Genomic DNA, 26,152 nt, shown 5'->3' on the forward strand with positions numbered 1-26,152 from the left:
GTCGAATCAGTGAAGTCACCAGTCCGCGGGTGCCGGTGGCTGGCGACCTACTGCGAGTTTTCCCGATGGTTGGAGTTTTCCTTGGCAAGCGCAAGGGCGTCCTGCAACATCTCCGGGCGCCGCAGGAACGGGGTGATGATGTCGACCGGCAGCGGGAACACCACCGTGGAATTCTGGTCTGCGCCCAGTTCAAGCAGGGTTTGCAGATAGCGCAGTTGCAGCGATGCCGGGCTCTTGGACAGGGTCTCGGCAGCCTGGCGCAGCTCCTCTGATGCCTGCAGCTCGCCGCGGGCGTTGATCACCTTGGCCCGGCGCTCGCGTTCGGCTTCGGCTTCGCGCGCCATCGCCCGCTGCATCGACTCGGGGATCTCGACGTCCTTGATCTCCACCACGCGAACCTGCACACCCCACGGTTCGGTCATCTTCTCGATGATGGTGCGCAGGTCGTTGTTGAGGTCCTCGCGGTGTGCCAGCAGGGTGTCCAGGTCCACCCGCCCCAGTAGCGAGCGCAGGGTGGTCTGGGCGATCTGTGAGGTTGCGACGGCGTAATTCTCCACCGCCAGAATCGCTTTGAGCGGATCGGTCACCGCGAACATGACGACGGCGTTGACGCGGGCCGGCACGTTGTCCCGGGTGATAACCTCCTGCGGCGGGATAGTCAGGGTCACCAGCCGTTGGTCGACCCGAATCATCTTGTCAACCAACGGGATAAGTAAGCGCAATCCAGGCTGATACAGCGGGCGCGCATGGCCCATCCGGAACACCACGCCGCGTTCGTATTCACGCAGTACGGCCAGCGACACCCATGCAAGTACTCCCAGCACCACAATTGCGATGGCGACCACGCCGATCACGACTGAAGTCACGATGTCTTGTCCTCCTTGCCTTCCCAGCCGCCCCAGCGCGTGGAATAGCGGTCGATCGCGGCAGCTACCTGATCCTCGATCGCGGTGCGGTGTGGCAGGTGTTCCGGCGCGTTGGACGGGGTGTTCCACAGGTGCCGGGCCAGCGGCAGCCCGAGCAGCGCGACGAACAGCACGGTACCCGTCAACACCGCCACATCCGACGGCGAATGGTTGGCCGCCAGCATGGCCAGCGGCAGTACGATTCCGAATGCCGCTACGGCGCAGGCGATTCCGCGGTGAAAGCGGCCGGCCTCGGAATGCGGCCACGGGTCCACCTCGCGGCTGATCTCGCGGCCATGATCAGACGTCGTGCAGCTGGACTTGACCGGGCAGCTGTTGCACACCACCGGCAGTGCCCGGTACCGCATCACCCGGTGCTTGGGATCGAAGGAGGTCGGCCACAGCCAGTGATCTTGCGGACACACCCAGGCGTCGTGGTCGGGGCGATAGCTGAATTGCCCTGTGCGCCAAGCGGCGGCACGCGCTGAGGCGTGCCGCGCCATGACGTCGAAGCTCCACCCGATGGCCAGCAGGATCACTGAATATCCGGCGATCAGCCATACCGTGGTATCGGGAGGGGCCATAAATCAGGCCTTCGCCGCTGACTGCTGCACCGCGGTGTTCTCGGTGTAAAGCGGATGTTCGGGCAACTCTTCGACCGTGGTGCCGGAGCGGAAGTTGCGCAGCGCCGTCCAGGCGATCCAGACGAACGGCAACACCCCGCCGACAATCAGGATGACGTCACCGGGCATTCGCAGCCATTCGAGCACCGCGTTGCCCGGCTTGGTGATATAGCCCAGCGACCGCGCCTCGTAATAGCCGTCGTTGACCGAATGGAACAGTTGCATGACGCCCAGCGGCAGCAGGGTCACGAACACCATCCACGCCAAGCCGATGTTCATGCACCAGAACGAGATTCGGGCCAGCTTCTCGGGCCACTTGTCGGCCGGGATCACGTAGCGGAACGCGAACATGGCCAGGCCGACGGCCAGCATGCCGTAAACCCCCATCATCGCGGCGTGCCCGTGGTTGGCCGTCAGCGCGGTGCCGATCTGGTAGTAGGACACCACTGGAAGGTTGATCAGGAACCCGAAAATGCCGGCGCCCAAGAAGTTCCAGAAGCCCACTGCGACCAGGAACATCACCGCCCAGCGGTGCGGGAACGGGTTGGCGTCACCGGTCTGCTGGCGCGCGCCGAGCTGCAGGAACGCCCACGCCTCGACGGTGAGGAAGGTCAGCGGAATGACCTCGGCCGCCGAGAAGAAGGCGCCGAGGGCCATGTGTTCCACCGGGGTGCCGGAGAAGTACAAATGGTGCATGGTGCCGATGACGCCGCCTGCGGAGTACAGGATGACGTCCAGGAAGATCACGCCCAGCGCGATCCGCTCGCGCACAACGCCGAGCAGCACGAACATGTAGGCCACCATCACGGTGGTGAACAGTTCGAGGAAGTCCTCGACCCACAGGTGCACCACCCAGAATCGCCAGAAGTCGGCGACGGTGTAATGGGTGTCACCGCCGGCCAGCAGGCCCACCGTGTAGAACACCGGGATGGCCAGCCCGGAGAAGAAGAACAGCCACGGCATGTTCATCTTCGACTCGCCTTTGAGCCGCGCCCGCATGCCGCGCCAGATGATCGCGATCCACACGAACATGCCGACGATCAGCAGGATCTGCCACAGCCGCGGCAGGTCGAGATACTCCCACTGCTGCGACAACAGCCCGCCTTCGGGGATTACCCCGTAGATCGAGAGCGCCTCGGTGATCAGCGAGCCGAACACCACCAGCGCGACCGCGCCGAGCAGGACATAGGCCAGCACCGCTTGACGTTTGGGTTCGCGGCGGGCGATGAAGGGAACCAGGAAGATTCCGCCCGCAAGAAAGGCCGCGGCGGTCCAGAACAGCGCGAGCTGCAGATGCCAGGTACGGGCCAGGTTGTAAGGCAGCACGCGGGCCAGGTCCAGCCCGAAGAAGGTAGACAGGTCGGCCCGGTAGTGCTCGGCGGCCGCACCCAGCAACGTTTGTGCCAAGAACAACACCGAGACGATCGCAAAGAACCAGATGCAGGCCCGCTGTGCCGGCGTCAGGCTGACCTGACCGGGCTGGCGGAACGTCAACGTAGATGCCTCGGCCCCGTGCCAACCGACCTTCTGGCTCCACCGCCCGTAGACGGCGAACATGATCCCGATGCCGCCCAGCAGCGCGATCAGTGACAGCGCCGACCACACGATCACCGCCGCGGTCGGGCCGTTGTCGACGCGTTGTTCGGCCGGCCAGTTGTTGGTGTAGCTGTACTTGTGACCGGGTCGTTCGGCAGCGGCCGCCCATGCGGTCCAGGCGTAGAACGCCGTCAGATCGCGGATTTGCGCCTTATCGGTGATCAGCTGCGGCAGCAACCCGTACTTGGTTGAGTTCTCGCCGAAGTAGGCCGCGTAATGGCTTTCAATCCGGTCGAACGCCGCGGCCTGTCGGTTGGTGAACACCAATGTCTTGGTGTCCGGGTTGTAGCGATTGGTGCGGAATTCGGCAACCACCCGCTCGTGCGGTTCGGCGATACCTTCGGCGCGAAATTGGTTCGCGACATCGTCGGTGGCCATGCGCAGGTAATCCGCGGTGTAGTCGGGCCCCAGATAGGCGCCGTGGCCCAGCACCGAGCCGTACTCCATCAGTCCGCGTGCCTGGTAGAGCTCCTGGCCCTTGGTGATGTCGGCGCCGGTGAACAACACCTGGCCCGACTCGCTGACGACTTTGTCCGGCATCGGCATGGCCGCCGTGTAGGTGCGGTAGGCCAGTACGCCCATCACCAGAAATCCGAAGATCATCACCAAGGCGACGCCTTGAATCCAGCCCCGGCCGATCAGGGGCTGCGAGGATTGCTCGCCGGGATTCGGCGGGGACGAAGTCTGCGGAACAGCCATTCCACGATCTCCTGTCTGGCGACGTTGCCGTGGGGCGCCTTACACGGGGTCGGCATGCGCGCCAAGCGCCCACGAACATCCAATGCCGGTTTTGCCGCGGTGGCAACTGTCGGTTTCGGCCGGTAGTCGCGGCGCGATAGGGACCATTGGCATCGGTCAAGGGACCAATGCCTCTGGGCCGGCAGTGTTCTACGCCCATAGCGTTGGGATCAGCAAAAGGTAATAAAGGGGACACCACGATGAGCGACATCCATCCAGCTCCGTCAGTGGTCGTCGGTATCGACGGGTCAAGGGCGGCAACGAAAGCGGCGCTCTGGGCCATCGACGAGGCGGTGAGCCGGGACATCCCGCTGCGGCTGGTCTATGTCATCGATCCGTTGGACTCTTCTGACACCGAGATCAACAATGGTCCGCACACGACCGCCCGGGCTGCGCTGTCCGACGCCTACCGCGCCGTCGACGCCACCGCAAAGCCGGTGAAGATCGAAACCGAGATTCTGTGGGGACGACCGCTCACCAAGCTGATGCACGAATCGCGGTCGGCGGTCATGGTCTGTGTCGGATCGATCGGGCTCAACCACGCCCGGCGCGGCGGTGGATCCGTCGCGGCGGCACTGGCCGGCGGGGCGGTGTGCCCGGTGGCAGTTCTCCACGCCCCGCCGGTCGGCCCGCCAACCCCCGAGATCAGCGCGGTGGTTGCCGAAGTGGACAATGGCTCTGTGCTGCGCCACGCGTTCGAGGAGGCCAAACTGCGGGGCGTCCCGCTGCGGGCCGTTTGCGCACACGTAGCCGAGACACCCGACGATGTCGGCATCGGAAACGATTCTGCGCAAGCGCATTTGAGCCGGCGGCTGGCACGTTGGACGCGGCTGTACCCCGAAGTTCGGGTCGAAGCCGTCGTGGCCAGTGGCAACATCGGCCGCTATCTGAGCGCCGGCGAGGAAGACCAGTTGTTCGTCACCAACTCTCGCACGGCCGAGGAGCTCTGCGGCGCGTACGGTGCGGGGTGCTCGGTGCTCAGGGTCCGCTGCGGCAACTTGTAGGGAGTGATTGGGGGAGTGGGCTCTTGGTAAAAGTCTTTTTGGTCGACGACCACGAGGTGGTGCGGCGTGGCCTGATCGACTTGCTTGGCGCGGACCCCGAACTCGACGTTGTCGGCGAGGCCGGCTCCGTCTCCGAAGCGATGGCCAGGATCCCCGCGGCCAACCCCGATGTCGCGGTACTCGATGTCCGTTTGCCGGACGGCAACGGCATCGAGCTGTGCCGAGATCTGTTGTCCCGGCTGCCCGAATTGCGGTGTCTGATTTTGACGTCGTACACCTCCGACGAGGCGATGCTGGATGCCATTCTCGCCGGCGCCAGCGGATACGTGGTCAAAGACATCAAGGGCATGGAACTGGCGCGCGCGGTCAAAGAAGTGGGCGCCGGACGGTCGCTGCTGGACAACCGGGCCGCAGCCGCGCTGATGGCGAAGCTGCGGGGCAGCACCACCGAAAAGCAGGACCCGTTGTCGGGGCTCACCGAACAGGAGCGGACACTGCTGGGTTTGCTCAGCGAGGGCCTGACCAACAAGCAGATCGCCGATCGGATGTTTCTGGCCGAAAAGACGGTAAAGAACTACGTGTCGCGGCTGCTGGCCAAACTGGGCATGGAGCGCCGTACCCAAGCCGCGGTCTTTGCAGCGGAATTGCACCGCTCGCGACCACCCGGTGAGCGGCCATGACCCCCTCGGAGGACACCACTGACGCCAGTGTGGCGCCGTTACGCCAGACGCTGTCCCAATTGCGCCTGCGTGAGCTGCTGGTCGAGGTCCAGGACCGCGTCGAGCAGATCGTCGAGGGCCGCGACCGCCTCGACGGGCTGATGGAAGCGATGCTGGTGGTCACCTCGGGTCTGGACCTGGACGCCACGCTGCGCACCATCGTGCATTCTGCGACCAACCTCGTCGACGCCCGCTACTGCGCGCTGGAGGTACACGACCGGGAAAACCGCGTCCAGCATTTCGTGCACGAGGGCATCGACGAGGAGACCGTCCGGCGCATCGGCCACCTACCGGAGGGCCTGGGCGTCATCGGTCTGCTGATCGAGGATCCCAAACCGCTACGGCTGGACGATATTTCGCAGCATCCGGCATCCGTCGGCTTTCCGCCGCACCACCCGCCGATGCGGACGTTCCTCGGCGTACCGGTGCAGGTGCGCGACGAATCGTTCGGGACGCTGTATCTGACCGAGAAGGGCGACGGGCAAGCGTTCAGCGACGACGACGAGGTGCTGGTGCAGGCGCTGGCCGCGGCCGCCGGCATCGCCATCGCCAATGCCCGGCTTTACCAGCAGGCCAAGGCACGCCAGTCCTGGATCGAGGCGACCCGTGACATCGCCACCGAATTGCTGTCGGGCACCGAACCCGCGACGGTGTTCCGGCTCGTCGCCGAGGAGGCGCTCAAGCTGACCGCGGCCGACGCCGCCCTGGTGGCCATCCCCATCGACGAGAATGCGCCGGTCACCGACGTGACCGAGCTGTTGGTGATCGAAGCATTGGGTACCGCCGTGGCTTCGGTTGGCGGCCAAACGATCCCGGTGTCGGGCACCGCGCTGGGGGACGTCTTCGTCAGCAGCACCCCGCAGCGGATCGAGGAATTCGAGCTGGACGGCCTCGACGATCTTGGCGCGGCGTTACTGCTGCCGCTGCGGGCCACCGAAACCGTCGCGGGCGTGGTCGTCGTGCTGCGCCAGGGCGGTCCGGGAGCATTCACCGACGAACAGCTCAAGATGATGGCCGCGTTCGCCGATCAGGCCGCGCTGGCCTGGCAGCTGGCCACCTCGCAGCACCGGATGCGGGAACTCGACGTGCTGACCGACCGCGACCGCATCGCACGTGATCTGCACGACCACGTGATCCAGCGGCTGTTCGCCGTTGGTCTGGCGTTACAGGGCACCGTAGCGCGGTCCCGGGACAACCAAGTGCAGCAACGACTTTCCGAAGCCATCGACGAGCTGCAGGGCGTCATCCAGGAAATCCGGACCACCATTTTCGATTTGCACGGAGCGTCTCAGGGCATCACCCGGCTGCGGCAGCGAATCGACACGGCTGTAGCCCAATTCGCCGGTTCGGGGTTGCGCGCCAGTGTCCAATTCGCCGGCCCGTTGTCGGTGGTCGACGGCGCGCTGGCCGATCACGCCGAGGCGGTGGTCCGCGAAGCCGTCAGCAACGCGGTCCGTCATGCCGAGGCCAGCACGGTGACGGTGCGCGTCTCGGTCGACGACGACCTACGCATCGAGGTGACCGACGACGGTCGGGGAATGCCGGAGGAGTTCACCGGCAGCGGACTGATCAATCTGCGCCATCGCGCCGAGCAGGCCGGCGGTGAATTCATGATCGGCACGGTACCCGACACGGGCGGGACACGGATGCGCTGGTCAGCGCCCTTATTGCAGTAGCGATGCGCTGTCCGGTCCGTGGCTAGGTCCACTCGACCAGGCGGGCGAGTCTGCGCCGCGGTGTCGACGGCAGCGGATCGGCGTTGATCGGAGCCCAGCCAACCCGCAGCAACATCTGCGGGTAGCCGCTGGTGCCGAAGACGTCCGCGCGCACCGCGTCGCGAGTTTCGGGGATCTCCAGGGGCTCGGTGATCGGGCAACAGGCCAGACCCATCGCCGTCGCCGTCAGCAGGACGACGCTGGTGGCCTCACCCGCGCGCAACCGGGCCAACCGATCGTCGTTCTCGGTGCCAAGTGCGAGTATCGCGGCACTGTCGTCGGCAGCTGAGACACCTGACGGTTGGGCCAGGTTCGGTCCGGCGAGAAAACGTCCGGGAATTGGGGCGCTGGGTTCCGATGGCGGCGTGTTGCGGGCTGGGACACCGGCGACCGAGCCGTAGCGTCCGGTCCATGCGGTGAGTTCGCGCATGTACTCCTCATTGCCGATGTGATCGCGAACAGCCTGCGTCACAATACGTTTCATCTGTGTCACGGAGTCAACCTGCCGCAGCATGACCCCGCAGCGAGCCGCCCGGGCGGCCATCATGGCGATGTCGCCGCCCGGCACCGGCCAGGAGCTGTAGGCCCGCCGGTCGGTCCGCCGCCGCGGTATCGCCGCCGCCAGCGCGATGTCGGCCTGTTCGGGGCGGTGCGGCTGGACCTCGATGGCAGCCAAGTGGTTCGGGTCTTCCCGGTCCGGCAGACGATTCACCTTGGCTTGCCAGCCCATAGCCGCCAATGCGACGACGCAGTGATTGAGTGCGACGCCGCAGCTCACGATCAATTCCCGTCCGTCCGGATCGGTGTTGTGCAGCTGCAGGTCGGGTTCGCAGAACAGGTCCAAACTCGTTGGGCCGACCCGCCACCGCCAGGGTTGCGTGTTGTGGATGGAGGGCGCGCGGGTGGCGAGCGTGAGGACCGTTCGCAGGGTGCCCTCGTCCGGGAATTGGGCGTTCATTGCTGCCTTTCCGGTCGCGCAAGCACTCCTGTCCACCACTTTGGTCACGTTTAAGGATTGTCCGACGCGACCCACGGCGGCAGGGCACGAAGCCCTTGGCGGCGAGGGACCTTTGGCCCTGCCGCGTCCCGCCCCGGCGACGGATAGTGGTACTAGGAGTTGCAGATACTTTGGGAAGGGTCGCACACCATGAACCACCTGACCACACTGGATGCCGGGTTCCTCAAGGCAGAAGATGCCGATCAGCGGGTGAGCTTGGCGATCGGTGGCCTGGCGGTTATCGAAGGCCGTGCGCCTGACCAGGAATCCCTGGTATCGACATTCGCGCAACGCATTCGCGGCTGTCCCCGGTTCGGGCAGCGGCTGCGGCTGCGCCCATTCGACCTGGGGGCTCCCGAATGGGTGGACGATCCGGACTTCGACATCGACCGGCATGTGCGCCGCGTCGCGCTGCCGCACCCAGGCGATGACCGAGAGCTGTTCCGGTTGATTGCCGACGTGATGGCCCGGCGGCTGGACCGGGACCTGCCACTGTGGGAGATCTGGGTCATCGAAGGCCTCCGTGACGACCGCTGGGCAATGCTGATCAAACTTCATCACTGCATGGCCGATGGGATCGCGGCCAGCCACATTCTCGCCGGGCTGTGCGATGACGGACTTCGGGGCAGCTCCACGCACCACCGCGGCGCTGCGCCGCCGGCCCCGGCGACCAATCAGGCGAGCCTGCTGGGCGGCTTGTGGAACGCCTCGACGGCCGTCGTGGCCAGTGCGGCGCGTGCCGCCCAGGGTGCCGCCGAGATCGCGATCGGTCTGATGCGCCCGGCCACGTCGCCGCTCAACGGGCCCATCGGGGGGCAGCGTCGCTACGGCGGGGCGCGGGTTGCGCTGGCCGACATCGAGCAGGTATGCCAGACGTTCGACGTCACCGTCAATGACGTTGCGCTGTCGGCAATCACCGAAAGCTATCGCAATGCTCTGATCAAGCGCGGCGCCCGGCCGGCGCCCGATTCGCTGCGCACCCTGGTGCCGGTGTCGACGCGCTCTGACGACGCGTTCGCCAAGTCCGACAACCGGGTTTCGCTGATGCTCCCATACCTGCCGGTGGATGAGGAAAACCCGGTCCAGCGGCTGCGGACCGTGCACGAGCGGTTGGACCGGACGAAGGCGGGTGGGCAACGTGAGGCGGGCAATATCTTTGTTGCCCTTGCCAATCGGGTTCCGTTCCCGTTGACCGCGTGGGCACTCGGGTTGCTCACCCGGCTGCCCCAGCGTGGCATCGTGACCGTCGCCACCAACGTGCCCGGCCCGCGGCGGCCGCTGCGCGTGATGGGCCGCCGGGTGTTGGGTGTGTATCCGGTCCCACCGCTTGCCATGCATCTGCGCACCGGTGTCGCGATGCTCAGCTACGCCGACGACCTGTTCTTCGGGATCCTCACCGACTACGACGCGCTGACCGATGCCGACGAGCTGGCCCGCGGAATCGAGATCGCGGTCGCACGGCTGGTGGCGGTCAGCAAGCGGCGCAGGGCTTCTCGTACGCGTGGGCCGCTGACTCTGGTGGTTTGATGAGCGAGGCTACAAAGCCTCAGGCAAAGCTTTCGGCGCGGTCCGGCTCAGGACCGAACCTGAAGTGGCGGCCGGTGATGTCCGTCGGCATCACCCGGACGTAGTGGATCTTCAGCGTTGGGGTCCACGGCATCACTTGTGCGCGTTCGGCTTCGGTGATCTCGGCATCGGTACGAAGTAGCTTTGCGCGGCCCCTGACGATCACACTCCAGCCGTCGGCGGCGGTGTGATCGTCGGCCTCGAACAAGACGGTGTGGTGGGAGACGGCGGAAAACAACTTGGTGCCCTCCGCGGTTCGGAACAGCACGCTGCGGTTCTGCACGACGTAGTTGACCGGGAAAATCTCGGGCTCACCGGCGAAGGTGGTAACCAGCCTGCCCAGCGCCACGCTGGCCAATCGGGTCCAACTTTCGTCTTCGGACAGGACTGTGATCGGCTCATCGGTCATGGGCTCAACCTTCCTAGGTCGTCTCACGAATCTCAAGGACGCTCGCTAGCGCCCGCCGAGGTGTCGGGGCTGGGACATCGTCGATGGGCGGAATTATGCCGACGCGGATCAACACTTGCGGCTCGCCACGCCCGCCGATCAGGTCGCGAACGATGGCGCGGCTCGCGGGCGATTCGATCAGATGGGTCAGGGTGCAGGTCGCCATTCCGGCCATGGTGCACTCCAGCAGAACCGTCGACAGCACTTCGCCGCAGCGCAGCACATCGGCCCGTGTGTCCTCAGGTGTCGACAGCACAAGGATTTTCGAGCAGTCGGCATTCGTTTCCGCACGCCGATCCTGATGTGTGCGGACCGGGAACTCGCGGGCGATGTCAACCCGGGGGCGTTCGATATCGGATGCCAGTGTCTGCGGCGGTACGCCTTCGGCCAACGCGAACGGCGAAGTCCACCATTCGAGCTCGGCATGGTACGTGGCGTCGTCGCGCCGAAGGGCCTCGCTGAGTTGTGATGCCTCCACCAGTCGTGGCCGCTGCTCATCGGAGAGGACATCGAGCATGGCGACATCATTGTCGATCTGGCTGCGCAACACGGGTTCGAACAGGTGCCAAAAGGTGGGCTGATAAAACGGCAGCCGATCGGTTCGGCGCTCCAATATCGCCTCGGCACGGCTGCGTTGGGCCGGGGTGACAAAGTCGGCCGGGCTGAATTCGATCGTCGCCAGATGGTCGGGGTTGTTCGGGTTGGGGAAGCGGCTGATGTTCGCGTGCCACTCGGCGGCCAACGCGGCGATGCGGAGATGGTCAAGCACCGCACCACAACTCGCGAGTGTTTCGCGGCCGGAAGGATCCGTGGCGGGTACGGCGCGGTGCCGGTCGACGAAGAGCTGGAGACGGCCGCCTTCGGCGACCCAGCGCCACGGCTGGCTGTTATGCACCGAGGGTGCCCGGCAGGCCAGCAGGACTGCGTTCTCGAGCACCTTCATGTCCACGCTGCCAACCGTATAGAGGCATTTGCCGGGCGGGTAGGGTCGTTGGTCCTCTCGACGAATTCACCTGTGCGGCGCTAATTTCGGTCTGTCCCCGGCGTGGGGACTAGACCATGGCCAACCCGCCGTGTTGTCGGCTATCGTCTTCCAGATGCGTTCGGCACGCGCCGGTGATGCTCTAGCCGAACTCGAGCGCGCCGAAAACTTTCCAGTCGCCCTTCGGGTGTTGCCCGCCCGGCTGCGCTCGGACCTGCACGCCGTCTACGCCGTGGCCCGCACCATCGACGACTTGGGTGACCGCGGGGCCGGAAGCCGCACTGCGGCCCTGCTCGATTTTCGTACCGACCTGCACCGCATCTGGGCCGGGAGCCCTCCACAGCGACCGGTGCTGCGGGCGCTGGTGCCGGCCGTTGCGGCGCACGGGCTGAGTCCGGACCCGTTCGATCGGCTTATCGAGGCCGGACTCACCGATCGGCGGGTCACCCGCTACCAGACCTTCGAGGAACTCCTCGGCTACTGCAGGCTGTCGGCCGAGCCGGTCGGCCGGCTCGTGCTCGATGTCTTCGGCCAGAACTCGCCGGCGGCGACGGAATTGTCCGATCGGGTCTCTGTTGCGCTGGGGCTCCTCGATCTCTGGCAGGACATCGGTGAGGACCGTCGCGCCGGTCGCGTATACCTGCCGGGCGAAGACCTCACCGAATTCGGGGTGCGCGAAACCGACCTGGATGCCGCGTGCGCCGCCCCGGGCCTGAAGGCGCTCATGGCGTTTGAAACCCGGCGGGCCGCGGCCCTGCTGGAATCGGGTGTGCCCGTGCTCAACCGGGTGCGCGGCTGGGCCAGGCTGGCCATAGCCGGTTACATCGCCGGAGGCCGTGCGACGGTTGCTGCGTTGCGCCGCAACGACTTCGATGTGCTCGCCACCAGGGCCCGCGCCCGTCGCCGCGACACCGCGCGGGCGGCCGCCACGCTGCTGCTGCACGCCCGGCGCGGCAAGGAGATCGGGCCATGATGCAGGCCGGCACCGTGGCGCAGGCGTACCGGATCAGCGAGAAGATCACTCGAACCCAAGCGCGCAACTTCTATTACGGCATCCGACTGCTTCCGGCCCAGAAGCGCGCCGCACTGTGCGCGCTGTATGCGATGGCACGGCGCATTGACGATATCGGCGATGGCGACATGCCCGCCCAAGACAAACAAGCGGCATTGGAGCAAGTGCGCGAATCGCTTGACGGTCTTGATGTTTCGGCTGATCCCGTGCTGGTGGCACTGGCCGATGCGGCGCGCCGCTATCCGGTGCCGCTCTCGGCATTCGGCGAATTGATCGACGGCGTGGGTATGGATCTGGCCGGTGCCAGCTACGGCGATTTCGACGAGTTGGTGGTGTACTGCCGGCGAGTGGCCGGCTCGATCGGCCGGCTGTGCCTGTCGGTGTTCGGGCCGGTCAATTCCAGCACCTTGCAATATGCCGACCAGCTGGGGATCGCCTTGCAGCAAACCAACATTCTGCGTGATGTCCGCGAAGACCTGCTGAACGGGCGGGTCTACCTGCCGCGCGAGGATCTGGAGCGATTCGGGGTGAGCCTGGCCGTCGACGGCCACGGGGAGCTCGCGGACCCCGACGCGAATCTCGCAGCGCTGCTGCGTTTCTGCGCGGAACGGGCCGAGGACTGGTACTCGCTGGGATTGCGGCTCATTCCGCACCTGGACGCGCGCAGCCGGGCTTGCTGTCTTGCGATGGCCGGCATCTACCGGCAGCTGCTGGCCCGCATCAAATCCTCGCCGGCCTTGGTCTACGACCGGCGACTGTCACTGTCCGGACCGGCGAAGATCCGAGTCGCCGCCGCCGCGCTTGCCCGGGCGACGAGCGGCCGCGGGTAGCGCAACGTCGTCGGCCACCGGCCATTTCCGCGGGTGCGGGCCCAGCTCCGACAATTGCTCCAATTGCTCACGGCACCAAGGCGATACCGGCGTAATCGCGCCGGCGGTGACGTCGGAAACGAACTGCTTCCAGCCAATCCAGCGGAGCGCCCCGACCTCGTCCGAATTCGGCCGCGGTTCATGGTCGACCTGGACTCGATAGACCGGACATATCTCGTTTTCCACCGTGCCGTCGGCCATGGTGGCCCGGTACCGGAACCCGGGCAGGATCAGGTCGATCGAATGTGCTGTCAGGCCGAGTTCACCGGACAGTCGTCGGCGGATGGCGTCGGGAAGGGATTCCCCGGGCTGCGGGTGCCCGCAGCAGCTGTTGGTCCACACTCCGGGCCAGGTCAGTTTCGTATCGGCGCGCTGCGTGATGAGCACCCGATCAGCGGCGTCGAATACGTAGCTGGAGAAAGCGAGATGCAGTGGGGTGTCGCACGTGTGCACGGTGGCCTTGTCGGCGATGCCTATTGGGCTGCCGCATTCGTCGACGAGAACCACCTGCTCGACGGAGTTCAGCATGTCCGGGCGCGGGTCGGTTGGCGTTTGCGGTTGGCCATCATTTCGTCGAGGACCGCGATGAATTCGTCGGCGCCGTTGAGGTCGTCCTGGATGCGTGCAGCGAGGCGTTTGGCGGCGTCCTGAACGGGGGCGGTCCTGACCAGCTCGATGGCGTCGGCGATAGCGCCCGCGCTCAACGCTGGTCGCCGGATCAGCTCGCCGACACCCAGACGACGAAGTGTCAACCCCCAGAAATACTGATCGAATCCGTGGCTGCACACCACAGACGGTGTGCCGCTGGCCACGGCGGTGGCGACCGTTCCCGCGCCGCCGTGGTGCACCAGCGCTGTGCAGCGCGGGAACAGAGCGGCGTGATCGACCTCGGGCTCGAGCCAGACTTGATTCGATTGCGCTGCAAATGAATTCGCCTCTGACCAGCCGGTCGCGATCACCGCGCGGTAGCCGCGGGCGGCACAGATCCCGTCGAACTCGGTTATCAGTCGGCCGAGTTCGGGCACGGGCATGCTGCCGAATCCGAGATAGATCAACGGCTTGTCATCCTCGTCGATCCAGCGCGCCAGATCGGCGGAAAGGGCGGGCACGTGCTGGCTCGCGGGACGGACGAAGCCGATTCGCCGGCAGCTGGGGTCGGCGCGCTTGTTGGGCCGAACAAGCGCCGTACCGAACGTCTCGACGATGAGGTGATCGCTGCGGCGAAACGCAGTCGACGGCCGCAGCATCCGATGCGGGTACCCGACTCGTCGCGCCAAACTCCGCGTGTTCGGCAAAGTGCTGAGGTCCACACCCAGATCGAGCAGGTAATAGGTGAGCTTGGAAAGCGGATACCGAAGCCGCTGCGGACCCGGACCGACAAGTGGGTTCGCTACCGGCGCGTCCGGCGAACAGGGGAAGGTGTGCACCGAAACAATGGGTGTGCCTGTGCCGGCGGTGATGATGGCCACCTTCTCCTGCAGCACTCGCCCGGCGATCACGCAATCGGCGCCGCGACAGAGTTCGATCAAGCCAGAGTCGACGTCTGCGCTGAATCGGTCATAAAGGCCGCCGAAGGTCCGCAACTGAGCGACGGTGCCGCGTTCGAAGAACGATCGCCGCCCCTCTTCGGAGCTGAGGAACTCCTTGATATCCAGCGACGTGTAGACGATCGGATCGAAGCCGCAGCGCTGCACCACCGACGCCAAATCCGGGTTGCACCCCAAAGCCACCTCGTGGCCCGCCCCGCGCAGCCGCCCGGCGATCTCGACGAGCGGCAAGGCATCCCCTCGTGACCCGAGGCAAGCGATTGCGACTCGCACCCCGCACCCGTCCTCGACTCGATGTCCGCCCGTCAGCTCCCGGCGGGTCCGCGCAGGCCTCGCCAGATTTGCGGAAAGCATACAAGAGCAACGGCGTCTGGCATTCTGAACGAATGGCAGGCAAGGAAATCGATCGGGTCCGGGCGGCGAGTGCGCTCGAGGTGATCAAGCAGCACCCACTGCTGGTGCTTTTCGCGCTTTCGCCGGCGATCGCGGCATTTGGTGTCATCTGGTGGCTGGCCGGCGCCGGCTGGGCTATCGCGGCGGCATTGGTGTTGCTGGTCGCCGGTGGAGCCCTCGTCGTTCTCAAACGCTGACGACCTGACATGCGTTCGTGGTGGGGTTGGGGCACAGTCGAAGACGCGCTTTCCGAGCAGGAGACGCGAGACCTGGAGTCACGGCTGGCCGCGATGTTGCCCGGCCATGACCTGACCGACCACCGGCCGCCCAACCCAAAAGACCTCGGACTCTCGTCCCCACGGATCACCGCGCCGCCGTCGTTGGCGGCAATCTGCTCGGCCGACCCGGTGGACCGGGCCGGGCACGCGCGCGGCAAGGCGTTTCGTGACGTCGCACGCAACCTGCAGGGCCACCTCGAGCACGTGCCCGACCTGATCCTGCGGCCGCGCCGCGAACAGGACGTGGTGGACGTGCTCGATTGGTGCACCCGCAGGGAAATTCCGGCGATTCCGTACGGCGGCGGCAGCTCGGTGGTCGGCGGCGTCGAGCCGCGCTTCGACGGGCCGGCGGTCACGGTTGATGTTTCGGTGATGAGCGCCGTACTCGAAATCGACGAGATCAGCCGGGCCGCGCGTATCCAAGCCGGCGCGCTCGGGCCGTGGATCGAACAGCAGTTGCGCCCCCATGGCCTGACCCTGCGGCACTTCCCGCAGTCCTTCGGGTTCTCCAGCCTCGGCGGGTGGCTGGCCACCCGCGCCGGTGGACACTTCGCCACCCTCTACACCCACATCGACGACCTGACCGAATCGCTGCGGGTGGTCACCCCGGCCGGGGTCAGCGAATCCCGCCGGCTGCCCGGATCCGGCGCCGGGCCGTCGTCGGACCGGTTGTTTTTGGGCTCAGAGGGCGCGCTCGGCATCATCACCGAGGCGTGGATGCGGTTGCAGGACCGGCCGCGCTGGCAGGTGACCGCGTCGGTGGCGTTCGACGACTGGGCTCACGCCGTCGCCGCGACCCGCACTGTCGCACAGGCCGGTCTCTACCCGGCGAACTGCCGGCTGCTGGACCCGGCCGAGGCGTTCCTCAACGCGGGCACGGCGGTCAGCGGTGGCCTGTTGGTGCTGGCTTTCGAATCGGCTGACCACGCCATCGATCCGTGGCTGGACCGGGCGGTGCAGATAGCCGGCGAGCACGGCGGCGCCGTAATCGCGCGTCGCAGCCGCGAAACCGGAAGCGACACAACAGAAGACGACTCCCCGGATGCGTCCAAGACCTGGCGCTCGGCCTTCCTGCGGATGCCGTATCAACGAGATGCGCTGGCGCGCCGCTCGATCATCGCCGAGACCTTCGAAACCGCTTGCACCTGGGATGGATTCGACACGCTGCACGCCGCGGTCACCGACGCCGCCCGGCAGGCGATAGAGCGGGTGTGTGGAACCGGTGTGGTCACCTGCCGCTTCACCCACGTCTATCCGGATGGTCCCGCCCCCTACTACGGCATCTACGCCAGCGGTCGCTGGGGTTCCCTCGATGCGCAGTGGGACGAGATCAAGGCCGCCGTCTCCGAAGCCATCAGCACAACGGGGGGCACCATCACTCACCACCACGCGGTCGGTCGCGACCACCGCCCCTGGTACGACCGCCAGCGCCCGGACCCGTTCGCGGCCGCGCTGCGTGCGACGAAGTCCGCACTGGACCCTGCCGGGATCCTCAACCCCGGGGTGCTGATCGACCCCTGATCGACTGGCCAGATCCGTCGCGACCGCTGATTCAGCTGTGCCCGACGCGCAACAGTTCGGTCAGGTTCGGCAGCTTCACGCGCGGACGCCCGTGTGGCTCGCCGGCCGCGCGCTCGAACTGGTCGATCGCCTTCCAGTGCGCCGACGTGACCACCTTGGGCTGACGTGAGGTCAGCCAGTCGGCCAGCTTGTCGGCGTGGTCGGCGGGGAAGTCCGATAAATCGGCGCCGGCCAGGTCGTTTATCAGAGTGTCGACGGTGTCTTGCGAGTCCTTCTTGTTGGTGCCGATCACTCCCGTCGGCCCGCGCTTGATCCAACCGACGACGTATTCGTTGCGGCTACCTTCGATCCGGCCGTCGCGGTTGGGGATGGTGCCGCGCTTCTCGTCGAACGGCAGGCCGGGGGTGGGCACACCGCGGTAGCCGACCGAGCGCACGACCAGCGCAACGGGCAGCTCTTCCCGATCACCGGTGTCTTTGGCCGAAACCCACCCGGCGTCGTCGGTGACCAGTTCGTTGCGGCCCAGCACGATCTGTTCGACCTTATTGTCGCCTTTGATCTCGATCGGAGACGTCAAGAACCGGAAGACGATTCGACGATGTCCGGGCCGTGGAGCGCGCTGCGCGTAACCGCGCAAGACTTTGATGTTGGTCTTGGTCGTCTTGCCTGCCGCCTCGACGTCTTCGTCGGTGATGCCTTCGAACTGCGCGGGGTCGACGATCACGTCGACTCCTTCGAGTTCGCCGAGCTCACGTAACTCCAGGGTCGTGAACGCCGTCTGCAGCGGTCCGCGCCGGCCGATGATCACCACCTCTTCCACACCGCAGGGACGCAGGCTCTTTAGTGCGTGATCGGCGATGTCGGTTTGGGCCAGCACGTCGGGGTCGGTGACCAGAATGCGTGCGACGTCGATGGCGACATTGCCGTTGCCGACCACGACTGCACGGGCGCCCGACAGATTCGGTGTCTTGTCTTCGAAGTGTGGGTGCGCGTTGTACCAGCCCACGAAATCGACCGCGGAGATACTGCCGGGCAGATCTTCCCCGGCAATGTTGAGCGCTTTGTCCGATTGCGCTCCGACGGCATAGATCACCGCGTCGTAGTGCTCGGCGAGTTCGGCAGCCTGGACGTGCTCGCCCACCACCACGTTGCCGTAGAACCGGAAGCGGGGATCTTCGGCGGTCTTCTCGAATTGTTTGCTGATCGATTTAATCTTGGGGTGGTCGGGCGCGACGCCGGAGCGCACCAGTCCCCACGGCGTCGGCAGCATCTCCAGCATGTCGACAGCCACGTCGATCTCGTCGGAAGTGTCGGCGGCCTTCAGCAAAGACGCAGCGGCGAAGAATCCGGACGGTCCGGAGCCGACGATCGCAACGTGATACGGGCGCATGGGCGAGCCTTCTGTTCGTGTCCTGCTGCGCCGCTAGTGGGCCCGCTGGTGGGCTGGTGGGCTGAGCGTCGCAGTCGCGCGGTGCACTGATGGTGATCTGATGCTAATCGCTGATCACGGTAACGTGGGCGGCTGTGGAACCTGACCGTCAAGCCGATATCGCCGCCCTTGACTCCACCCTGACCACGGTGGAGCGGGTGCTCGACGTCGAGGGTCTCAAGGGCCGCATCGAAAAGCTCGAGCACGAGGCGTCCGACCCCAAACTTTGGGACGACCAGACCCACGCACAGCGGGTGACCAGTGAGTTGTCCCATACGCAGGGGGAGTTGCGGCGCATCGAGGAGCTGCGCCGGCGCCTCGACGATCTGCCGGTGCTCTACGAACTCGCCGCCGAGGAAGAAGGCGCCGCGGCCGCCGAGGCCCTCGCCGAGGCCGACGCGGAGCTAAAGGCGCTGCGCGCCGACATCGAAGCCACCGAGGTGCGCACGTTGCTGTCCGGCGAATACGACGAGCGTGAGGCATTGGTCACAATCCGATCCGGCGCGGGTGGCGTAGACGCCGCCGACTGGGCCGAGATGCTGATGCGGATGTACATCCGGTGGGCCGAGCAGCACAAGTACGGGGTCGAGGTGTTCGACACCTCCTATGCCGAAGAAGCGGGCATTAAGAGCGCCACCTTTGCCGTGCACGCGCCGTTCGCCTACGGCACGTTGTCGGTGGAGCAGGGCACGCACCGGCTGGTGCGAATCAGCCCGTTCGACAACCAGAGCCGGCGCCAAACGTCTTTTGCCGAAGTCGAGGTGCTTCCTGTGGTGGAGACCACAGATCATATCGACATCCCCGAGGGCGATATCCGGGTTGACGTCTACCGTTCCAGCGGGCCGGGCGGTCAATCCGTAAACACCACCGACTCCGCGGTTCGTTTAACCCACATTCCGACGGGTATTGTCGTGACTTGTCAGAACGAGAAGTCGCAGCTGCAGAACAAAGTGGCGGCGATGCGAGTGCTTCAAGCAAAGTTGTTGGAGCGCAAGCGTTTAGAAGAACGCGCCGAGCTTGATGCCTTGAAAGGTGACGGCGGCAGTTCTTGGGGTAACCAGATGCGGTCCTACGTATTGCACCCCTATCAGATGGTCAAGGATCTGCGCACGGAATACGAGGTGGGCAATCCGGCGGCCGTTTTGGACGGAGACATCGACGGGTTCCTAGAAGCGGGAATCCGGTGGCGCAACCGAAAAGATGACGACTAACACCACGGTTCTAGCGGTATCTGCGATGCAGCGCTGGCACAACTTCTGGCGCGGCGAAATCGGTGAATGGATCATCACCAGGGGTCTGCGAATCGCCATGCTGGTGATCGCCGCGGTGCTGGCGGCCCGCTTCGTCAACTGGGTGGCACAACGGATTACCAAACAGCTTGACCTGGGCTTCGCCGAGAGCGATGCCTTGGTGCGCTCGGAGGCAACCAAGCACCGCCAGGCCGTCGCGTCGGTGATCTCCTGGGTCTCGATCGTGCTGATAGCCATCGTGGTGATGATGCAGATCGCCAGCGTTCTGCGGCTTTCCGTGGGCGGCCTGATCGCGCCGGCTACGGTGGTGGGCGCGGCGCTGGGCTTCGGTGCCCAGCAGCTGGTCAAAGACCTGCTCGCCGGCTTCTTCATCATCGTCGAGCGCCAGTACGGCTTTGGTGACCTGGTCCGGCTCACCATCCTGGGGTCGCCGACGGACGCCAGCGGCACCGTCGAGAATGTGACGTTGCGAGTGACCAGGCTGCGCTCGGCCGACGGCGAGGTGTTCACCGTTCCCAACGGCCAAATCGTCAAATCGATCAATCTGTCCAAAGACTGGGCGCGCGCGGTCGTTGACATCCCGGTGTCGACCAACGCCGACCTCAACCGCGTCAATGACGTCTTGCACCAGGAGTGTGAGCGTGCGCTCGACGACGCGGTCCTGGGGGAGTTGCTGCTGGATTCGCCCACCGTGATGGGCGTGGAGAGCATCGAAATCGATACGGTCACCCTGCGGCTGGTGGCTCGCACGCTGCCCGGCAAACAGTTCGAGGCCGGCCGGCAGTTGCGGGTGCTCGTCATCCGGGCGCTCGCCCGCGCAGGAATCGTGACCGCGGCCGACGCGACCGTGGGTGTTGTCGATGCTGCCGCCGTTCCCGCCGACGAGTCGGTCGAGGAGAAGACCCCGGATGCGGTGAAGCAGCAGTGAATCTGATGAGCCTCATCAGAGGGCGTCCCGAAGACAAGGAACGCCGCTGGCCGAATCACGTGTTCGGCGGCCGCATCCGCACCTCGACGCTGGTGTTGATCGTGGCGTTCCTGGCGGTGTGGTGGACATACGAAACGTACAAGCCGCACGAGCCGGCGCGTCCCGCTACGCCGCCCCAGGTGGTGCCACCCGGATTCGTCCCCGACCCGAACTACACCTGGGTGCCGCGCACCCGAGTGGATCAGCCGGCGCCTCCGGTCACCAGAATTCCGACCCCCACGCCCACCACCACGGTGACGACGCCCATCCCGACGACGACCACCACCACCACGACGCCCCCCGGACCGCCGTGCCTGCTGCCGCCGCCCTTCTGCCCTCCATCTACCCCGCCGCCGACCCCGTCGCCCACCCAGCCACCGCTGCCCGGGCCGGGTCCATCGCCCACTCCGACGCCCCCGGCCAGCTGAATTTCGCTGGACACTGACACTCACCGCTAAACTGGCGCTCCGTGATGATCACCCTGGACCATGTCACCAAGCAGTACAAATCGTCGGCTCGTCCGGCACTGGATGACGTCAACGTCAAGATCGACAAGGGTGAGTTCGTCTTCCTGATCGGCCCGTCGGGTTCGGGCAAGTCGACGTTCATGCGGTTGCTACTGGCCGCGGAGACCCCGACCACCGGCGACATCCGGGTCTCGAAGTTTCACGTCAACAAGCTGCGTAGCCGTAACGTGCCGAAGCTGCGCCAGGTGATCGGCTGCGTTTTCCAGGACTTTCGGTTGCTGCAGCAAAAGACGGTGTATGACAACGTGGCCTTCGCGCTCGAGGTCATCGGCAAACGCACTGACGCGATCAATCGCGTGGTGCCCGAAGTCCTCGAGACGGTCGGTCTGTCCGGCAAGGCCAACCGGTTGCCCAACGAGCTGTCCGGCGGCGAGCAGCAACGCGTCGCGATCGCCCGCGCCTTTGTCAACCGGCCGCTGGTACTACTGGCCGACGAGCCCACCGGCAACCTCGACCCAGATACCAGTAAGGACATCATGGATTTGTTGGAGCGGATCAACCGCACCGGAACGACGGTGTTGATGGCGACACACGACCACCACATCGTCGACTCGATGCGGCAGCGAGTGGTCGAGCTCTCCCTGGGCAGGCTGGTTCGCGACGAACAGCGCGGCGTCTACGGGATGGATCGCTAAGTGCGCTTCGGATTCCTGCTCAACGAGGTCCTCACCGGCTTTCGTCGCAACGTCACCATGACGATCGCGATGATCCTGACCACTGCGATCTCGATCGGCCTGTTCGGCGGCGGCCTGCTGGTAGTGCTGCTGGCCGACCACTCCCGCGCCATCTACCTCGACCGCGTCGAGACGCAGGTGTTCCTCACCGATGACGTCTCGGCCAATGACCCGTCCTGTGACGCCAACCCGTGCAAGGCACTGCGGGAGAAGATCGAGAAGCGAACCGACGTCAAATCGGTGCGGTTCCTCAACCGTCAACAGGCCTATGACGACGCCATCCGCAAATTCCCGCAATATAAGGATGTCGCCGGCAAAGACTCCTTTCCCGCGTCGTTCATCGTCAAGCTGGACAACCCCGAACAGCACAAGGACTTCGACTCGGCCATGCAGGGCCAGCCGGGTGTCCTTTCGGTGCTCAATCAAAAGGATTTGATCGACCGGCTGTTTGCGGTGCTGGACGGGTTGAGCAAAGCCGCATTCGCCGTCGCGCTGGTCCAGGCGATCGGAGCCATTCTGTTGATCGCGAACATGGTCCAGGTGGCCGCCTATACGCGGCGCACCGAGATCGGGATCATGCGCCTCGTCGGCGCAAGCCGCTGGTATACCCAATTGCCATTCCTGGTGGAGGCGACGCTGGCGGCGACGATCGGCGTGGCCATCGCAATCGGCGGCTTGGCATTGGTGCGCGCGCTGTTCCTGGACAACGCGCTGAACCAGTTTTATCAAGCCAATCTGATCGCCCGCGTCGACTATGCCGACATCCTGTACATCTCACCGTTCCTGCTGTTGGTGGGTGTGGCGATGGCCGGGGTGACCGCATACGTGACGTTGCGTCTCTACGTGCGGCGATAGCGGTGGCCAAGAAGGCTCCTGGTGGGCGGCAGGTCGTCGCCAGCAATCGCAAAGCCAGGCACAACTACTCGATCATCGAGGTGTACGAGGCCGGTGTCGCGCTGCAGGGCACCGAGGTGAAAAGCCTGCGGGAGGGGCACGCCTCCCTCGTCGACGCTTTCGCCACGGTCGACGACGGCGAAATATGGCTGCGCAACCTGCACATCCCGGAATACCAGCACGGCAGCTGGACCAACCACGAACCGCGTCGCAACCGCAAGTTGCTGCTGCACCGCCGTCAGATCGACACCCTGATCGGCAAGATCCGGGAGGGCAACTTCGCCCTGGTGCCGTTGTCGCTGTATTTCACCGAGGGCAAGGTCAAGGTCGAGCTCGCGTTGGCGCGCGGTAAGCAAGCACACGACAAGCGTCAGGACATGGCCCGCCGCGACGCGCAGCGCGAAGTGCTGCGCGAGTTGGGCCGTCGCGCGAAGGGCATGTGACGCGGGCCTACTATTTCGACCATGGCCGAGCGTCCCGTCACCAAACTCGACAAATCCGACGTGCTCGATGGGCTCTTCGCCGTGTGGGATTCACTGGATGCGCTGTTGGACGGGCTGTCAGAGACGGACTGGCAGGCGGCGAGCGCACTGCCCGGCTGGGACGTCAAGGCAGTGGTGTCGCACATGATCGGGACGGAGTCGTTCCTGGCCGGGATCGCGCCCCCGCAACCCGACATTGACGTCAAGGCGCTCGAGCACGTGCGCAACGACATCGGGGCGATGAACGAGTGCTGGGTCCGTCATCTCAGTCGGGAATCGGGCGCCGACGTGTTGCAGCGGTTCCGCGAGGTGACGCGCGGTCGCAGAGAAGCACTGCAGGCCCTGTCCGACGACGAGTGGAACGCGGTGACGCCGACGCCCGCGGGCCCAGACAGTTACGGCCGGTTCATGCGGGTGCGAGTCTTCGATTGCTGGATGCACGAGCAGGACATCCGGGCGGGGCTGGGGCGGCCGTCGTCTGACGCGGAACTCGGCGGCGCCGCATCGAGGCTGGCACTTGATGAGGTCGCGGCCACGATCGGCTTCGTCGTCGGTAAGCGGGCCGGAGCGCCCGAGGGCTCGCGCGTGCTGTTCTCGCTGACCGGCCCATTGGCTCGGGATATCCGCGTTTCGGTCGACGGTCGCGCCCAGCTGGTTGACGACTTCGGTGCGCTGGCGCCGACGGCGACGATCCGGGTGGACGCATTGCAGTTCACCCGGCTTGCTGGGGGACGGCCTTTGTGCCCCGCACGCAACCAGTCTGTCGAGCTGGATGGTGACAAGGCCGTCGCTGGTCAGATCGTCGAACGGCTCAACTTCGTTATCTGAGTATCTATTTCGGTTACGGCCGGTGACCAGGGGAGATGGGTCACACTCAACCGGGCGATGTTGATTTTGCGGCAGTGATGGGTAGCCGTGTTGTCATGGGGCGCACGTCGCGCCGAATCACCATCGACTGCAAGGAGGTCAACTACCTATGACCGCACCCGACGTGACCAGGTTGCTCGCGCAACTGCGGACTCTGCTCGACCTGACGAACACGGAAATCCAGATTGCGGAAACCCGCATCGTTCAAGCCCGCACTGAGGCGGTGCGCCGCGAACTTTCACAAAATGCGCAGAACGGCCGCGAGCGTGCGGAAGCCATCGAGGGCGCGATCCGCGATCTGGGCGGCTACCCCGACGTAATCGGCCCGTTCCTGGGCCGCGCTGCCGCGGCGGTCAAGGCGCTGACCGAACAGGCCGAGCCGTTCGATGAGGCGCTGCTCGGTGACCTGGCTCTCGAAGACCAGTTGCTGGACCGAGCGCGCTACGCCAAGGCGCTGGCCGTGGCGGCGAAGCAGGCGGACATCGTGAACTTGGCGGATCGCCTGATCACGGCGCATGCGGCAACCGTGGACTGGTTGACGACCGTGCTCGCCGAGGATGCGCTCGGTGGCCCGGCTGCTCTGCGTCGCACCCCACTGCAGATGGCGGCCGGCACTGCCGTGAAATTGGTCAACCTGCCGGTCGCATGGTCGGTTCGTGGGCTTGACCGCGCCGTGGAAACGCTGCGGTCCACCGGCCCGGCGTTCAACGACTTGGTGCAACGCGGCGGCAATGCCACCGAGATCGCCGCGAAGGCGCTTGCTGCTTCACGCGATGCAGCCCTCGAGGCAGCAGAGAAAGTCACCCGGAGCGAGGGCGCCGACCGGACTGCCAATGTGCTGCACTCGGGTCGAGCCGCGGCTGGCGTGCTGGACGCCTCGGAACTGCCAATCGCGGAATACGACGAGCTCAATGTGGCCGATGCGGTGGCTGCAGTCAAGGATCTCAGTGCGCCAGACGAGTTGCGGACGATCATCGCTTACGAAGAGGCGCACAAGAACCGGCAGCGCATCGTCTCGGCGGCACAAACGCGCGTCGCCGCGATCGCCCAAGAGGTGGTCGGCATCGGCTAGTGACAAGCCGAACCACACTGTGACAACCGGGTACCCCCTGACGTGATCGGGGGGTACCCGGCATTTTGGTCGTCGCGGGTAGGGAAGTTAATCGCGTTGCCGGTTATTGATACCGGCGTACCATGGGTTGTCCTGCCGAGATTCGGCGGGGATGCGCAAAATTTGCAAGACAAGGGGCTGAACGGTTTCGACTTCGCGCATCGAATCAAGGGAAGCGTGCCGGTGCAGGCAAGAGACCACCGTAAGCGTCGTTGCAACCAATTAAGCGCCGAGAACACTCAGCGCGACTTCGCTCTCGCTGCCTAAGCGACAGCAAGTCCGTCAGACCGGGAAAGCCCTCGACCCGGACCCTGGCGTCATCTAGAGGGATCCACCGGTGAGTTCGGTCGCGGGACTCATCGGGACACCAACAGCGACTGGGATCGTCATCCTGGCTAGTTCGCGTGACCAGGAGATCCGAGTAGAGACATAGCGAACTGCGCACGGAGAAGCCTTGAGGGAATGCCGTAGGACCCGGGTTCGATTCCCGGCAGCTCCACCAAAAAGTTGCGGGTACAGGCAGTCAATCGGTTGTCGAGGTGTCAGGTCGACATTCCTCTGCGACGCGAATCCTCGTCGACCCTGTTTAGCGTCTTGAAACCACCCGTCCGTGAGGCGACCGGTGACCATCTGCCAATGTGGTGAGCATGACTGCAAAGCCCGAGATCGATTTCCCCGGCGGAGAGCCGCCCACCGACCTGGTCATCACCGACGTCATCGAGGGCGACGGCGCGGAGGCTACCTCCGGTAACACGGTGGTCGTGCACTACGTCGGCGTGGCCCACTCCACCGGCGAGGAGTTCGACGCTTCCTATAACCGCGGTGACCCGTTGACGTTCCAACTCGGCGTCGGCCAGGTCATCCAGGGCTGGGACCAGGGTGTGCAGGGCATGAAGGTCGGCGGTCGCCGGCAGCTGCTCATACCCGCCCACCTCGCCTACGGCGAGCGTGGCGCCGGTGGCGTCATCAAGCCCGGCGAGTCGCTGATCTTCGTGGTGGACCTGCTCGAGGTCAGGTAGCCACGACCAGGGCTAGCTA

General features: G+C 65.4%; 26 protein-coding genes and 1 other RNA gene. 18 read left to right on the top strand and 9 right to left on the bottom strand.

Annotated elements, in window-relative coordinates:
• Positions 1-47 precede the first annotated feature (47 nt).
• The 3 genes from AWC27_RS05145 to AWC27_RS05155 are packed head-to-tail and all read right to left on the bottom strand — an operon-like array spanning position 48 to position 3,823.
• On the bottom strand, positions 48-866 hold the full coding sequence (locus tag AWC27_RS05145) for a slipin family protein (RefSeq protein WP_085669490.1): 819 nt from the start codon (positions 864-866) through the stop codon (positions 48-50).
• A complete protein-coding gene (locus tag AWC27_RS05150) occupies positions 863-1,489 on the bottom strand; it encodes a hypothetical protein (RefSeq protein ID WP_085669491.1) in 627 nt (208 codons plus the stop codon). The genes AWC27_RS05145 and AWC27_RS05150 overlap by 4 nt, the downstream gene beginning before the upstream one ends.
• Before the next feature lie 3 nt (positions 1,490-1,492).
• Positions 1,493-3,823: a nitric-oxide reductase large subunit gene (locus AWC27_RS05155; protein ID WP_085669492.1), complete on the bottom strand. Its 2,331-nt coding sequence runs from the start codon at positions 3,821-3,823 to the stop codon at positions 1,493-1,495.
• A 239-nt stretch (positions 3,824-4,062) separates the two neighbouring features.
• Here AWC27_RS05155 and AWC27_RS05160 point away from each other — a divergent pair, with 239 nt between their 5' ends.
• Genes AWC27_RS05160 through AWC27_RS05170 form a run of 3 tightly spaced genes read left to right on the top strand, consistent with a single transcriptional unit; the run spans position 4,063 to position 7,261 of the window.
• Positions 4,063-4,866, top strand: a complete 804-nt coding sequence (locus AWC27_RS05160; RefSeq protein ID WP_085669493.1) for a universal stress protein — start codon at positions 4,063-4,065, stop codon at positions 4,864-4,866.
• A 23-nt stretch (positions 4,867-4,889) separates the two neighbouring features.
• Complete coding sequence (dosR, locus tag AWC27_RS05165) at positions 4,890-5,546, top strand: hypoxia response regulator transcription factor DosR/DevR (protein WP_085669494.1); 657 nt, start codon at positions 4,890-4,892, stop codon at positions 5,544-5,546.
• A complete protein-coding gene (locus AWC27_RS05170; RefSeq protein ID WP_085669495.1) occupies positions 5,543-7,261 on the top strand; it encodes a GAF domain-containing sensor histidine kinase in 1,719 nt (572 codons plus the stop codon). Before dosR ends, AWC27_RS05170 begins: the two co-directional genes overlap by 4 nt.
• Positions 7,262-7,283: 22 nt before the next feature.
• Here AWC27_RS05170 and AWC27_RS05175 read toward each other — a convergent pair whose 3' ends face one another.
• On the bottom strand, positions 7,284-8,258 hold the full coding sequence (locus tag AWC27_RS05175; protein ID WP_085669496.1) for an Acg family FMN-binding oxidoreductase: 975 nt from the start codon (positions 8,256-8,258) through the stop codon (positions 7,284-7,286).
• Positions 8,259-8,447: 189 nt separating this feature from the next.
• On the opposite strand from AWC27_RS05175, the gene AWC27_RS05180 reads away from it, so the two are divergent.
• A complete protein-coding gene (locus AWC27_RS05180; RefSeq protein WP_085669497.1) occupies positions 8,448-9,824 on the top strand; it encodes a WS/DGAT/MGAT family O-acyltransferase in 1,377 nt (458 codons plus the stop codon).
• Between the two features lie 19 nt (positions 9,825-9,843).
• On the opposite strand, the gene AWC27_RS05185 is transcribed toward AWC27_RS05180, so the two are convergent.
• Both AWC27_RS05185 and AWC27_RS05190 read right to left on the bottom strand, forming a co-directional pair.
• Positions 9,844-10,272 carry a pyridoxamine 5'-phosphate oxidase family protein gene (locus tag AWC27_RS05185; RefSeq protein ID WP_085669498.1) on the bottom strand — a complete coding sequence of 143 codons (429 nt, stop codon included), beginning with the start codon at positions 10,270-10,272 and terminating at the stop codon, positions 9,844-9,846.
• Between the two features lie 13 nt (positions 10,273-10,285).
• Positions 10,286-11,248 carry an Acg family FMN-binding oxidoreductase gene (locus tag AWC27_RS05190; protein ID WP_139836790.1) on the bottom strand — a complete coding sequence of 321 codons (963 nt, stop codon included), beginning with the start codon at positions 11,246-11,248 and terminating at the stop codon, positions 10,286-10,288.
• A 160-nt stretch (positions 11,249-11,408) separates the two neighbouring features.
• Here AWC27_RS05190 and hpnC point away from each other — a divergent pair, with 160 nt between their 5' ends.
• Positions 11,409-12,266, top strand: a complete 858-nt coding sequence (hpnC, locus tag AWC27_RS05195; protein WP_085669639.1) for a squalene synthase HpnC — start codon at positions 11,409-11,411, stop codon at positions 12,264-12,266.
• Entirely contained in the window at positions 12,263-13,135 is an 873-nt protein-coding gene (gene hpnD, locus AWC27_RS05200) for a presqualene diphosphate synthase HpnD (RefSeq protein WP_245846855.1), read from the top strand. Before hpnC ends, hpnD begins: the two co-directional genes overlap by 4 nt.
• On the opposite strand, the gene idi is transcribed toward hpnD, so the two are convergent.
• Entirely contained in the window at positions 13,064-13,702 is a 639-nt protein-coding gene (idi, locus tag AWC27_RS05205; protein ID WP_085669499.1) for an isopentenyl-diphosphate Delta-isomerase, read from the bottom strand. The genes hpnD and idi overlap by 72 nt on opposite strands.
• Positions 13,696-14,952 carry a glycosyltransferase gene (locus AWC27_RS05210; protein ID WP_085669500.1) on the bottom strand — a complete coding sequence of 419 codons (1,257 nt, stop codon included), beginning with the start codon at positions 14,950-14,952 and terminating at the stop codon, positions 13,696-13,698. The genes idi and AWC27_RS05210 overlap by 7 nt, the downstream gene beginning before the upstream one ends.
• A 155-nt stretch (positions 14,953-15,107) precedes the next feature.
• Between AWC27_RS05210 and AWC27_RS05215 the strand changes: the two genes are divergently transcribed.
• Together AWC27_RS05215 and AWC27_RS05220 are read left to right on the top strand one after the other, a co-directional pair.
• Complete coding sequence (locus AWC27_RS05215) at positions 15,108-15,311, top strand: hypothetical protein (protein ID WP_083111208.1); 204 nt, start codon at positions 15,108-15,110, stop codon at positions 15,309-15,311.
• 9 nt (positions 15,312-15,320) lie between these two features.
• Positions 15,321-16,913, top strand: coding sequence for an FAD-binding oxidoreductase (locus AWC27_RS05220; RefSeq protein ID WP_085669501.1), 1,593 nt, complete (start codon positions 15,321-15,323; stop codon positions 16,911-16,913).
• A 31-nt stretch (positions 16,914-16,944) separates the two neighbouring features.
• Here the strand turns inward: AWC27_RS05220 and AWC27_RS05225 are convergent, their stop codons facing one another.
• Positions 16,945-18,303 (bottom strand): FAD-dependent oxidoreductase, encoded by a 1,359-nt coding sequence (locus AWC27_RS05225; protein WP_085669502.1) that lies wholly within the window; start codon positions 18,301-18,303, stop codon positions 16,945-16,947.
• 134 nt (positions 18,304-18,437) lie between these two features.
• On the opposite strand from AWC27_RS05225, the gene prfB reads away from it, so the two are divergent.
• The 10 genes from prfB (at position 18,438) to AWC27_RS05275 (ending at position 26,133) form a co-directional block, all read left to right on the top strand.
• Positions 18,438-19,553: a peptide chain release factor 2 gene (prfB, locus tag AWC27_RS05230; protein WP_085669503.1), complete on the top strand. Its 1,116-nt coding sequence runs from the start codon at positions 18,438-18,440 to the stop codon at positions 19,551-19,553.
• Positions 19,543-20,520, top strand: coding sequence for a mechanosensitive ion channel family protein (locus tag AWC27_RS05235; protein WP_085669504.1), 978 nt, complete (start codon positions 19,543-19,545; stop codon positions 20,518-20,520). The genes prfB and AWC27_RS05235 overlap by 11 nt, the downstream gene beginning before the upstream one ends.
• Positions 20,521-20,525: 5 nt before the next feature.
• Positions 20,526-20,987, top strand: coding sequence for an Rv3103c family proline-rich protein (locus AWC27_RS05240; RefSeq protein ID WP_085669640.1), 462 nt, complete (start codon positions 20,526-20,528; stop codon positions 20,985-20,987).
• Positions 20,988-21,031: 44 nt separating this feature from the next.
• Complete coding sequence (gene ftsE / locus AWC27_RS05245) at positions 21,032-21,721, top strand: cell division ATP-binding protein FtsE (protein ID WP_085669505.1); 690 nt, start codon at positions 21,032-21,034, stop codon at positions 21,719-21,721.
• The gene (gene ftsX / locus AWC27_RS05250; RefSeq protein WP_085669506.1) at positions 21,722-22,615 is read left to right on the top strand and encodes a permease-like cell division protein FtsX; all 894 of its coding nucleotides are present in this window, start codon (positions 21,722-21,724) and stop codon (positions 22,613-22,615) included.
• 2 nt (positions 22,616-22,617) lie between these two features.
• Complete coding sequence (smpB, locus tag AWC27_RS05255; protein ID WP_085669507.1) at positions 22,618-23,097, top strand: SsrA-binding protein SmpB; 480 nt, start codon at positions 22,618-22,620, stop codon at positions 23,095-23,097.
• Positions 23,098-23,118: 21 nt separating this feature from the next.
• On the top strand, positions 23,119-23,964 hold the full coding sequence (locus AWC27_RS05260) for a maleylpyruvate isomerase family mycothiol-dependent enzyme (protein WP_085669508.1): 846 nt from the start codon (positions 23,119-23,121) through the stop codon (positions 23,962-23,964).
• Positions 23,965-24,112: 148 nt separating this feature from the next.
• Positions 24,113-25,075, top strand: coding sequence for a hypothetical protein (locus AWC27_RS05265; protein WP_085669509.1), 963 nt, complete (start codon positions 24,113-24,115; stop codon positions 25,073-25,075).
• A gap of 173 nt (positions 25,076-25,248) precedes the next feature.
• Positions 25,249-25,616, top strand: a transfer-messenger RNA (tmRNA) gene (gene ssrA / locus AWC27_RS05270).
• Between the two features lie 145 nt (positions 25,617-25,761).
• Positions 25,762-26,133: an FKBP-type peptidyl-prolyl cis-trans isomerase gene (locus AWC27_RS05275; protein ID WP_085669510.1), complete on the top strand. Its 372-nt coding sequence runs from the start codon at positions 25,762-25,764 to the stop codon at positions 26,131-26,133.
• The last annotated feature ends 19 nt before the right edge of the window (positions 26,134-26,152 follow it).

This window comes from Mycobacterium szulgai, assembly GCF_002116635.1.
GTDB classification, from domain to species: Bacteria; Actinomycetota; Actinomycetes; order Mycobacteriales; family Mycobacteriaceae; genus Mycobacterium; species Mycobacterium szulgai.